This window comes from Candidatus Babeliales bacterium (assembly GCA_035288105.1).
Lineage (GTDB): Bacteria > Babelota > Babeliae > Babelales > Vermiphilaceae > SOIL31.
This window is the reverse complement of sequence record DATEAY010000002.1, coordinates 30,066-42,103: the sequence shown is the minus strand read 5'-3', so window position 1 is coordinate 42,103 and position 12,038 is coordinate 30,066. Positions and strand designations below refer to the sequence as shown.

The 12,038-nt window shown below is 35.9% G+C and carries 9 protein-coding genes; 4 read left to right on the top strand and 5 right to left on the bottom strand.

The window, feature by feature from the left end; genetic code table 11:
* Window positions 1-495, bottom strand: a 495-nt coding sequence (locus VJJ26_00210; GenBank protein HLC06585.1) for an IS5 family transposase, incomplete at its 3' end; no start/stop codon positions are given.
* Between the two features lie 69 nt (window positions 496-564).
* Complete coding sequence (locus VJJ26_00205) at window positions 565-900, bottom strand: hypothetical protein (GenBank protein HLC06584.1); 336 nt, start codon at window positions 898-900, stop codon at window positions 565-567.
* Between the two features lie 73 nt (window positions 901-973).
* Between VJJ26_00205 and VJJ26_00200 the strand changes: the two genes are divergently transcribed.
* From VJJ26_00200 to VJJ26_00190, 3 genes are all read left to right on the top strand, one after another.
* Window positions 974-3,514, top strand: coding sequence for an HAD-IC family P-type ATPase (locus VJJ26_00200; protein ID HLC06583.1), 2,541 nt, complete (start codon window positions 974-976; stop codon window positions 3,512-3,514).
* Window positions 3,504-5,120, top strand: coding sequence for a cation transporting ATPase C-terminal domain-containing protein (locus tag VJJ26_00195; protein HLC06582.1), 1,617 nt, complete (start codon window positions 3,504-3,506; stop codon window positions 5,118-5,120). Before VJJ26_00200 ends, VJJ26_00195 begins: the two co-directional genes overlap by 11 nt.
* 71 nt (window positions 5,121-5,191) lie before the next feature.
* Window positions 5,192-5,836 (top strand): hypothetical protein, encoded by a 645-nt coding sequence (locus tag VJJ26_00190; GenBank protein ID HLC06581.1) that lies wholly within the window; start codon window positions 5,192-5,194, stop codon window positions 5,834-5,836.
* Between the two features lie 4 nt (window positions 5,837-5,840).
* Here VJJ26_00190 and VJJ26_00185 read toward each other — a convergent pair whose 3' ends face one another.
* Both VJJ26_00185 and VJJ26_00180 read right to left on the bottom strand, forming a co-directional pair.
* Entirely contained in the window at window positions 5,841-8,195 is a 2,355-nt protein-coding gene (locus tag VJJ26_00185; protein ID HLC06580.1) for a hypothetical protein, read from the bottom strand.
* 65 nt (window positions 8,196-8,260) lie between these two features.
* Window positions 8,261-9,127, bottom strand: a complete 867-nt coding sequence (locus VJJ26_00180; protein HLC06579.1) for a hypothetical protein — start codon at window positions 9,125-9,127, stop codon at window positions 8,261-8,263.
* 248 nt (window positions 9,128-9,375) lie between these two features.
* On the opposite strand from VJJ26_00180, the gene orn reads away from it, so the two are divergent.
* A complete protein-coding gene (gene orn / locus VJJ26_00175) occupies window positions 9,376-9,939 on the top strand; it encodes an oligoribonuclease (GenBank protein ID HLC06578.1) in 564 nt (187 codons plus the stop codon).
* Between the two features lie 120 nt (window positions 9,940-10,059).
* On the opposite strand, the gene priA is transcribed toward orn, so the two are convergent.
* The gene (gene priA / locus VJJ26_00170) at window positions 10,060-12,033 is read right to left on the bottom strand and encodes a primosomal protein N' (protein ID HLC06577.1); all 1,974 of its coding nucleotides are present in this window, start codon (window positions 12,031-12,033) and stop codon (window positions 10,060-10,062) included.
* Window positions 12,034-12,038: the final 5 nt, after the last annotated feature.

Sequence of the window (12,038 nt, the reverse complement as noted above, 5' to 3'; positions counted from 1 at the left end):
GATAATACGGATTTTTTTTGACTTATTAAGTTGTTGGACTATGGGGTCAAGCAATTTGGAGTCATGAACATTTGCTGCAGCAACATGTACAAAAAGAGGTGCACCTTTTCTATCAACAAGAATTGCTTCCTTAATTCCATTTTTTGCTCGATCAGTAGGGTTCTTACCAGCAAATTTTGCAAAAGGAGCCTTCTTTATAACAGTATCAAGTGCATACCAATTATTCTGTGAGTTACGTTTGCGATAATATTCACGAGCTTTAATCATCATCTTTTTGAATATTTTCATTTTGCACCATCTCATGAATTTTCCATGAACTGTCGAACTACAACCATATTTTTCTGGTAACGCCTTCCACTGGCAACCCGCGTATAATATGTAAATAATCCCTTCCAATGCAACTCGATTGTCAAATTCAGGTCGTCCAACTTTTGTTTTTTTTGTCGAAAATACACTTTTTAATTCACACCACAGCTTATCTGATATAAACTTCATAACAGCCCTTTTTTTTTGTTTGTTTCCAAAGGCTATTATAGCCTTTTTAAAAAGGGCTTTCTTCTTTAATTAATTTTCGGATAAGCTCTTATATTCAGTAGAGAATTGATAATAGTTCAATTCTTTTTCATATATATGTGCTAATGCCGTTTCGATATTCAATTCTGAAGCGAATGGCGATGAAACAGCAATTGTATTATTGTGTATTTTTTTTGAATAAAATCGTAGAAAAATATGTAATGCTTGTTCTTGAGCTCTTAGTTCATTCTCTATATATTCGATTTTTTTTCTTTTACTTTTTTCGTAGAACTTAAGATATGTTTTATAGGCAGTTTCTACTGGTAATAGTGTAAACCAAACTCTTGTACAGTCTACATCAAATAGTTTTTTATGTGAATTCTTCAAATAAAATAGCGTACATCTAAACACTTGCATCAGCAGAAATAGATCGCATAGAATGGTACAAAAAGGAACCAAAATGGAAAATAAAAAATTTTCTTTTTATACCAACATTTCAATTGCTGATGCACTTGCTGATGTGCACGCATCAACTTCAGGTTTAACACAAGAGGAAGTTGGTAAACGTCTTGCTATATATGGTCTTAATGAAATTAAAGAAGTTGATGTTACATGGTTTGAAATATTAAAAGGACAGTTGCTCAGTCCTTTTATGTGTATTTTTTTTGTGATTGGTCTTGCGTATTTACTCACGGGCAAAGTCGCTGAGTGCATTATTATTTTTGCAATTATTGCGGTGAATGTGGGTATTGGGTTTTATCAGGAATATCGCAGTAATACAGCAATGCAGGCGCTCAAAAAATGTCTTATGTCACAAGTGACTGTCAAGCGTGCTGGTAATGAATCTAATATTGATATCAATCAACTCGTTCCTGGTGACCTTATGATTTTATATGCAGGTGATGTTATTCCTGCTGATTGTCGGTTTATTGAGGTTCATAACTTAATAATTGATGAATCAAGTTTGACGGGAGAATCGGTTGCTGTTGTAAAAAGTGCGGATGCAATGGATGAAGCGGTAACTGATATGTATAAGGCAGAAAATATAGGATTTACTGGTACTGTTATAACACAAGGCAAAGGGGTTGGTGTGGTGATTGGTACTGGTTCACATACGGCACTTGGCACTCTTGCAGCATTGACTAACACAGTAAGCTCAAAGAGTAGTCTTGAAAAAGGTTCCGTTTCGATTGCACGGTTTACCATTTATCTTATTTTTTTTAGTTTGCTGTTAACCGCTTTGGTGCATATTGTTGTGCATAAAGGTGAACTTAATTTTGTCGATTTTTTTCTTTTTGCAGCAGCACTTACTATTACGGCAATTCCAGAAGGTTTGCCAATGGTTATCACATTTTGTTTATCTCAAGGTGCTTCATCATTGAAAAAAAACAATGTGATTGTAAAGCGATTGTCAGCAATTGGTGACCTTGGTAGCATTGAAGTTTTTTGCACTGATAAAACAGGAACATTAACAGAAAATGCATTGAGTGTTGAAAATATTTATGGTGCAGATCCTGATGCAACATTGGTATATGCGATTCTTTCTTCTGCGCAAATGGCAGCAAAAGAAAATACGACAAAAGGTTTTGATTTAGCACTACAAAAAAAATTAACACCAGAACATACTGCTCATATTGGAAAACATACATTGCTCAAAGAATCGCCATTTACGCCACAAAAAAGACAATGTTTGGCGCTTGTGCATAAAGAAGATGTGCACACGCTTATTATCAAGGGGTCTCCAGAAATTGTGATTCAAAAATGTCCTTTTTTAAATGAGCAAGAAAAGAAAACGATTCATGATTGGATTGATACGGAAGAATCAAAGGGAAACCGTATTTTGGCAATTGCTACAAAAAATAGTGCTTCTTACTCTGCTGATTCGTATGACATTACGGCAGACGATCATGATTATGAAACAATTGGTCTTATTGCATTCCAAGATCCACTTAAAAGTACTGCTTTGACAACGGTAAAAAAAGCAGAATCATTGGGCATTCAGATTAAAATACTCAGCGGTGATAGTAAAAATGTTTGTTTTACCATAGCAAGGCAATTGGGGCTTGAAGAAAATGTTGATAATGTTGTACTGGGCACAGATTTTGAAAAAGCTACTGAAGAAGAAAAAATATTTTTGGCGAATAACAGATCTGTTTTTGCGCGAGTAAATCCCGAACAAAAGTACGAAATCATTAAACACTTAAAGCAAAAATATTCAGTCGGTTACATGGGAGATGGTATTAATGATGCACCTGCGCTTAAAATTGCACACGTAAGTTTTGCTGTTAATGATGCTGCATCAGTTGCGCGTGAAGCTGCTGAAATAATATTGCTGCGCAAAAGTTTAAGTTCGGTTATTTTAGGAATTGAAGAAGGTAGACGCACTATTGTTAATACACTCAAATATACAAAAATGACTAATGCACCAAGTTTTGGTCATTTTTATGCGCTTGCTGTTGCATCATTACTTGTTAGCTATCCACCAATGTTGCCGATGCAATTACTATTTTTAAATTTACTCACCGATTTGCCGATGATTGCCATTGCTACTGATAATGTGAGCGATGAAGAAGTGCAAAAACCGCTCACGTATGATATGACTGATGCGGCAATTTTAATTGTATTATTTGGTACCATTATGTTTATTGCAGACATCACGATATTTTTGGTATTCAGATCACACTTTCCTGCAACGTTGCAAACAAGTTGGTTTATAACGAGTACTATTTCTGAAGTTATTTTTATATTTTTATTCCGTGCTCCGATGTTGTTTTTCAGAGCTCCCCGACCATCAAATTTATTGATAGGACTTTCTCTTCTTGTTATCTCTACAGCACTTATTTTACCGTTTACTGCTATTGGGCATAAAATATTTCTGTTTACATCACCGCGTTGGGAACATGCTCCATGGTTAATTGGTGTGATTATATTTAACATGGTGATTGCTGAGTGTGTTAAGTTGACGTACTATTATTGTAAGAATAGAAAAAATGAAAAATAAAATTTTTCCAATTTTAAAAAATCAGTTAATTAATCTTTTCACTGGCATGCTTCTTGTTGTTACAGTAATCTATTTTGTTGCAGGGCATGTAGTTGGAGGTATCCTTGTACTCCTTATTGCGATAATCAATATAATTATAGGTTTTTATCAGGAGTATCAAAGCTATAAGGCAATGGTATTTTTGAGAATACCTCAAGAAAAAGATGGCATATCTCATGATACAACAAGCAATCTTATTAAAGGAACGATGCATCTTACATATGTAATTCTTTTTTTTGTTTTAGTTAGCCTAGTTCTTGTATTTTTTATTAATATGTTTATTGAACGAGAACTGTCGACATGGTTAGAATTTATGTTGTTTTCTATGGCGTTGGCAATTAGTGCAATTCCTTCATCTGTAAGCACAGTTATTACTTTTTGCCTAACAAAAGGTGCAATGGCATTACACGATCATAAAATGATTATAAGACGATTGTCAGCAATAGAGCAGCTAGCGGGTATTGAAGTATTGTGTATTGATATAACCAAAACATTGGATGATAGTACATTCATTTTTGACGAAAAAGATTTTTCACGTAGCGATGTTTCTGCATTGGAAAAAATGCGTTCTTTAGGACTACAGATTAAAATTGTGAGTGAAGATAGTGTTGAGATTGTCGGTGCTATTGCAGAACGCATAGGTTTAGCAAAGGATAAGGATGCTACTGTATCTGGTTCTGATCTTACACATAGTACCGAAGAACAAAAAATGTCACTTATTCATAGAGGCACTGTTTTTACAGAACTGACATCTGATCAGAAATATCAAATGATTGCTTATTTACAAGGGAAATATTCTGTTGCATACATGAGTAATTTGATTCATGATATACCAACTCTTACTATTGCCAAAGTTAGTATTGTGTCTGGTGATGTAGCACCAGAAATGCGCGAAGTGGGAACAGTTATATTATTGGAAAAAAGTTTGCTTACGCTTGGTCTTGGTATAGAGGAATGCAGAAAAATTTTGATTAATATTCTTAAGTACGTAAAAATTACCGTTTCATCTAATTTAGGTAATTTTTACGCAATTGCCTTTTCATCCTTACTTATTAATTATTTACCAATGTTACCGCTACAATTATTGTTTTTGGATTTGATAAGCGATTTTCCTCTGGTTGCTATTTCAACAGACTTGGTAGACAAAGATGAATTGCAAAAATCTTTACATTTTTCTATAAAAGATATCTTTGTGACTCTTTTGTTTGGTTTAGTGAGTGTACCCTTTAACTTCATGATTTTTATTCTCTTCAAACATCATCCAGGGACATTGCAAACAAATTGGTTTATTTCAGTTGCTCTTGCCCAGTTGGCTCTTATATTTTCTTTAAGAACGGAGGTATTATTTTTACGATATAAGCTTCCATCTATAACGCTTATTAGTCTTTGTATTTTTTCCGCTTTTATCGTAATGGTTTTACCATTTACCATTATTGGACAAGAAACATTCCTGTTTGTGCAGCCTCAATTTGAAGATCTACTCAAAATAGGGTCTATCACCATTGCTTACTTTGTTACGATTGAAATAGTAAAGTTATTTTATTATCGAAGGCAAGAGGATAAGTAAATAATATGGTTACCATTTCTTTGTTTACCATGAGAAGTGGTTATTTTGTATAGGGATTTAAAGGGTTTTTGATGAAAAATATGTTGTTACTAAAAATAGTGGTCAGTGTAATGTGTGTAAGTTTTTCGCTTTCCGTCATTGCAATGGAGCAAAGCCTTGAGGTTTGTATTCTATTCAAAAAATCAACAGCTATTTCTGCTGAGCAAGTGGATAGTAACACAAAAGAAAGATGTGAAAAATTTGGTATGTTGAAGCGATCGAAACCTTCGGATACATTTTTTCCTGTTGTTTCTGCGGTATCTGAAGACTGTTTAGATAATGCGGGTTACGTACAGTTCAAAAAAGATTTGGTGAATAATATTCCTTATATGATTCAGAAAGATCTTCTGACGTTAGATGAGCACAAGCAAATAAGTATTTTAGAAAAGCAATATTCGTTTCCAACATTTGTTCCACAATCATTTATTGATGATGTGGAGCAGCACCAAAACACTGGTCAACGTATTGTTCATGAATTATATAAAAATGATAAAAATAGTTTAACTGTTTGCTATGTAGCAAAAGAACTAAAAGAAAAAATGTATAAAGAGCCTTCTTTAGCGCTTACAAAAGCAGGTAGGTGTAATGGTAATTATAGCATAGCCTCATTTTTTAATTTTTCTGGTATATCAAAATTAGGATTTTACACTCTTTTGCTATTACTTCTATCGAAATAGGTAGTTATTGTAGTTTTTCGCATAATATCAATTTTTCATGAGTGATATTCTTAGGGTTATGTTCTTCAAATCCAAGCATAATTAATGTATCAATAAAATCCATTGGTCGTAATCCAATTTCTGCTACTTGATGAAACAGGCATGTTGCCGGAGTTAGGCCTGGTAATGTATTTACTTCCAAAATTACTACACGTTCTTTGCCAGTAGGACTGATTTGCGCGTTTTGGTAAAAGCAATCAATGCGTGCATATCCTTTGCATTGGAGTATTGTGTACACTTTTTCCATAACATCTTGTACAAAACGTAGTGCTTCTTGGGAAAGCAGTGCAGGAGTTTGATTTTCACCAGCACCGGGCAAAAACTTTTCTTGGATAGACAATATGCCTTGTGCACTAATTGCTTGGCTTGGTGGTAGTGCACGTGGATGGTCGTTACCAATCACACCAACGGTTAGTTCCATTCCAATAATACATTCTTCGATTAATACTGCATCTTTGTGTTCTACTATTTTTTCAATCGCACTATGCAATTCTGTCTCATTATGTACTTTTTGTACCATAACACTACAACCATCGTCGTGTGGTTTGACAATGAGGGGGTATGTGAGGTTACCCTTCGATACACTCTCCTTCGTTAAGAAACTTCGACGAGCACTCAGGGCGAGCGGAAGGAAGCTATGTTCATCAGAAATAACTGATGGAGGGCTAATTTGGTTGTTGCTTTCTTTATTCTGAATATTTTCTCTCCGCTCGTCCTGAGTGCCCTGCAGGGGTGTATCGAAGGATGAATTCCATTGTTCCTTTGTAACGTACATATTCAGTGGAACATCAAAACCATGCGAAGCAAGGAGTTGATTTGTTTTATATTTATTGATGCATAATGCACTGGTCAAAACTGACGAGCCATTGTAAGGAATGCCGAGCATTTCTAATGTGCCTTGCACTGATCCATTTTCGCCTTCACCTCCGTGCAATGCGTTAAATATAAAATCGGCAATGGTTGGTAAATCATTCCACTTTATTTTTTGAGATTCTTGTAAGAGTTCGATAATTTCTCTGGTTGAGTTACGTACAAGTTGTGATTGAGTAAGTGTGTATAATTCTAAAGTACTGCCGACAAAAACAGCGATGGCATCATATTTGTGTGGTGAAAGTTTGTAGAATACGTTACGACCTGAATCGAGAGATGTTTCTTTTTCATTTGATGCGCCACCAAGTAAAACAGCGACGCGGATTTTTTCAGTATGCATGGTTGTTTGTTCCATTTTTTCTTGTGTGACAATAGCATCGAGCATGTTGTACTGCTGTAATTCTGTTTCAATGATGTGATTAATAATATGAGATGGGCTCATGTTGCGTTCTGCTGCTTGATTAAATATAAAGCTGGATGGTGCCATGCCAGAGAGTGTATTAGGATCAATGATAACTATGTGATTATCATGAGTTACAAATCCATCAATTCTGCTCATGGTGGTGAATTCTAGCGCACGCATAACAGCAATGCAGGTTTGCTGAATCTGTTTTGTTGTTTCTGAACTGCAACTGGCTGGTGTTCGTTTGACACCGCGACCGGGCATATATTTTTGTTCGTAATCAAAGAACGTTGTTCCGAGCTCGGGGATAATTTCTGTGGGTGGTAGTGATATATATTCACCGGTTATGCCGTTGTGTAGCGTAATGCACGTGAATTCCATTCCAGTAATTTTTTCCTCAATGAGTACACGTTTTTTTTTACCGCGTTCAACGTAGCATGCTTTTTTAAGTGCTGATTCAAGGTCGTCGATAGAATTGATGATAGAAATACCAATGCTAGAACCTTCATTAGATGGTTTTACTACGTAGTTGTTGCTGATATGTGCATTGATAAGTTTTTGCAGGATGTTATTTTTGTATTGTTCAAAATTATCTATTTGATGTGGTTCCACAGCAATGTATCGTGGTGTGGTAATCCCTGCATTATGCAGAAAAGTTTTTTGGGCAATTTTATCCATGCGTAGTGCACTTGCAAACACCCCTGAACCTACATAAGGAATGTCTAAGATCTCAAGAAAACCCTGTAAGGTGCCATCTTCTGCATAGCGGCCGTGTTGTGCGATGTAGATAAAATCAATATATTTTTTAAGATCATCCCATGCAACATATTCGGCTTGTCCTGCAAGTCTATGTTCAAAATCAGTTGTTTTACCTCGATGTAGAAAATGCCACGGTAACACATATATTTTTGAATCAGTTTGAAAGAGTGGAATTACGCTGTATCGTGTAGTATCTAAATGATCACAAATTGTTCTGCCAGAATTAAAAGATACTTCTTTTTCAAGTGATTTGCCGCCCATAAGGACGCCAACGCGTAATTTTTGCATAACGTACAAACCTTGTTGTTGTGAAACTTTAATGGATTATCGCGTTATTATCCTACCGTTTTGCATCAAACTGGTAAAGAAGTGAATATGTCCAAGAATGGCTCAGTGTTTAATTCTTCTTCATTTTCAGCAAAAGATATATATCCATAAATTGTTCGGTTATCGATATACTGTGGAATATTTTGTTGGCGTGCACAGTCGCTAAAGATAACGTATTCATATCGTGCTGATTCATCATTGTAACACATTTTGTTGAGTATTTCGTGACGAATAAAATAGGTGCAATGAACAACAGCAACTTCAATAATTCCCATAATTCTTTGTTCGAGTATATCGTAGTAGAGCATAGATGGTGTGTAGTAACCATTATCATCAACAATATCATGATAATTGGAATAATAGCGCTGTGAATCGCAGCGCAATAGTGGTGCTACAATGGGTAAATTTGTTTTGATTAGACTCTCAAGTGTATCTGGGTAAATAAAGTTATCGCAATCTGCTACAAAATAGTGAGAATTATTTTTGTAAGCCCAATCTACAGAAGCTTGCCTAATATCACCGAGTACCTTAAATCGAGTATAATTCCATTCATGTTGTCCAAATTGTTCAACTGGTGCTGCAACATCTGAGTCATCAAAATATATTTTTGCGTATCTTTTTCCCATACGTGCAATCCAATCGCGTAAAATTTGTACTGTATCATCATTGTTATTATTAGTGCGGATATAGAGATATGTTTGGTTGGCAGGCCATGTTTGTTGTTCCAAACAAGAGAGATACAATGGGAGTGTGTGAGCTTTATCCTTAGCAAGAATTGCTATTGTGACAAATTCGGTTGGTTTGTTTTTTGCGTATCTTTGTGTTATCGAGTATGTGCTAGTGCTGAAAAAAATTAACGATATAATGAGTTGTTTGCAATGAGATATTTTCATTTTTTCTCCACAGGAACGTCCGATATCGTTTTATCCCCATGTTTCATTGCATTTCACACGGGGACCCCGGCGGAGAGTAACGGAGCTGGGGATAAAAGGAAACGAACAAATAATGTTGTTTAAATTTTACCGTAGTATAGTGTGCAAAAATTTGTTTTGTCAAAATGCACAATTTGTTTTGTTGGCAACATGATGGGCTGATGGTATGCTTTTTATATGACATAAATCATTTATAAAAGGTGCTTGATGTGGCAAAGAATGACATTATAGGGAATCTTGTTTGGCTTGATCTTGAAATGACTGGATTGAACATTGCACATGATGTTATTATAGAAATTGCGAGTGTAATCACTGATGGTAATTTGAATGTGATTGCGCAAGGGCCTTCATTTATCATTAATCAACCAGAAGAAAAACTTGCTGCTATGGGTAAATGGTGCCAAGATCACCATGGTAAAACAGGGTTAACTGATGCAGTACGCCAATCAACAATTAGTTTGGAGCAGGCAGCAAGAGAAACTCTTGCCTTTATTAAACAACATTGTCCAATTCATACTGGTATGTTAGCAGGTAATTCTGTGTGGCAGGATCGTGTTTTTTTGGACAGATATATGCCAAGTATTACTCATTATCTGCATTATCGCATTGTTGATGTTACGAGTATCAAAGAATTAGTGCGACGTTGGTATCCTCAAGATAAAAACATTGAATATAAAAAATCTGATATGCATCGTGCATTGAGTGATGTGTATGAATCAATTGCAGAGCTAAAACATTTTCGTAAACATTTTTTTCTAACCCCAGCCTCGTAAACTGCGCCGGGGACTCCTGTTTAAAAGAAATTCTTTTTTTGGATGCCAGATTTATATCCCATCCTCATTATTCGTATGGGGACCCCAATGAAACAAAGTGAAATGGGGTAAAAGGTTGGGCTAAAGCGGGTTCGGAGTAAAATAAATTGAACTCGAATAATTTTTCTTATTCACTTGTTGATACAACTGCGCAATGTGCGCAAAATATTTAGCTTTGATATAAATCTTGCGGCTATGTATCTCTTTTATTTTTGATACCGGCGGTTTGGCAGGTCCGAGAATACTCACTTGTAAATCTGCTTTTTTTGCATACGCATGCAAGTAATCAATCAAGTTATTTGTATCAGTTTCCAATTTTTTTTCATTGATGTGTTTAATTTCCAATTCTGCAAAGCGAGCTGCGGGTGGATACCCTAATTCTGTGCGCATGCTCATTTCTGCTGCATAAAACTGAAGGTAATCAATTTCATTTAAATGGTTAAACAATGTATGTTCTGCCATTGTTTGAATAATAACGGTGCCTGCTTTTTGACTTCTACCCGCGCGGCCTGCAACTTGGATTAGTTGTTGTAGTGCAGTTTCAGCTGCATTGTACACCGGAAAGCCCAAGTGCAAATCTGCCCACAACACACCAACAAGGGTAACATTAGGAAAATGAAAACCTTTGGTGATTGTTTGTGTGCCCACTAAAATATCAATTGTCCCAGACGTCATATCAGCAATTGTTTGTTGCCATACCTTTTTTTTGGTTGTGGTATCCATATCAGCACGTGCAATCTTTGCGTGTGGAAACATTTTTTCCAAAATGGTAACCACTTTTTGTGTACCAATTCCTTTTTTTAAGAAGTTATCAGCACCACCCTTGCATCCAGGGCATGCCTTAGGCAACATGTGCGCTACTCCGCAATAGTGGCACATAAGTCGATCGTCTTCGTGTAATGTTAAGCTGACAGAACAGCTGGTGCATGAAAATATAAATGTGCAGTTTTTGCACTGCACAAAAAAACTAAAACCTCGGCGGTTGATAAAAATAATCGTTTGTTCGCGGTTTGCCAGACGTTCTTTTATTGCTGCTTCAAGTTCTTTACTGATCCAAAATTGTTTTCTGTTTTTATTTTCTGTTAAAGAAACAATGTGCACCGCAGGCAGTACCCCAGAGAATCTTTTTTTGAGTTGAAAGAATGCCCATTTTTTTGTTTTTACGTTGTGCAATGTACTGATTGATGGTGTTGCTGATCCGAGCATAATGGGAATACGCGCCGCCTGCGCACGCATAATAGCAGCTTCTTTGCTGTTTATTTTTGGATGTTTTTTTTCTTGATACCCAACTTCATGTTCTTCATCAACAATAATAACGCCAAGATTTGGAATGGGCAGTAACACAGGTAAATGTACACCAATTAAAATCATTGCAGTTTTGTTGTTGAGATTGTTCCAAATGGTGTTTTTTTCTTTTGGTGTTTTGCCTGAATGAAAGCCATAAATAGGCATATTAGGCAACTCAGCCTTGAGGCGATTTTCAAACGCAATAGCAAGCGTTACTTCTGGCAGCAATAATAAGCTTGTTTTGTTTTGGCTCAGTGCATGTAAAAAAATATGCTTGTAGACTTCAGTTTTACCAGATCCCGTAACGCCGTGCAATAATGTTGGTGTATAGTTTTTTCCAATATGTGGGGTGATAAAATAGCACACCTTTTTTTGTTCATCGGTGAGAACAACAGAACTTTCTGTTGAATGAATTATTTTTTCATCATCACTAATGAATAATGTATCTTCTTTTTTGTTCACTAAAAAATGATGAATACGTTTGATAAAATGAAGAGACTCAATCTGGTAATAATCGCCTAATGTTTTTAAAAAGGCGAGATAATGTTCGTCGGCTGGAAGCGGTTCAAGACCATGAATGTTTTTCAGTTCAAACGCAAGATTGTGTGGTTTTGTTCGGTGCTCATCAATCACTAGAGCAGGTATAATGCGATCGCGTACTGGTACTTGTACAATAAACCCTGTTAAAGAGCCATAATTGCGATCTTGTGGTACAGCATACCACAGTGGTTCGGGTAATCCATTTAAAAGTCTGACGCGAATAAACATAGTTT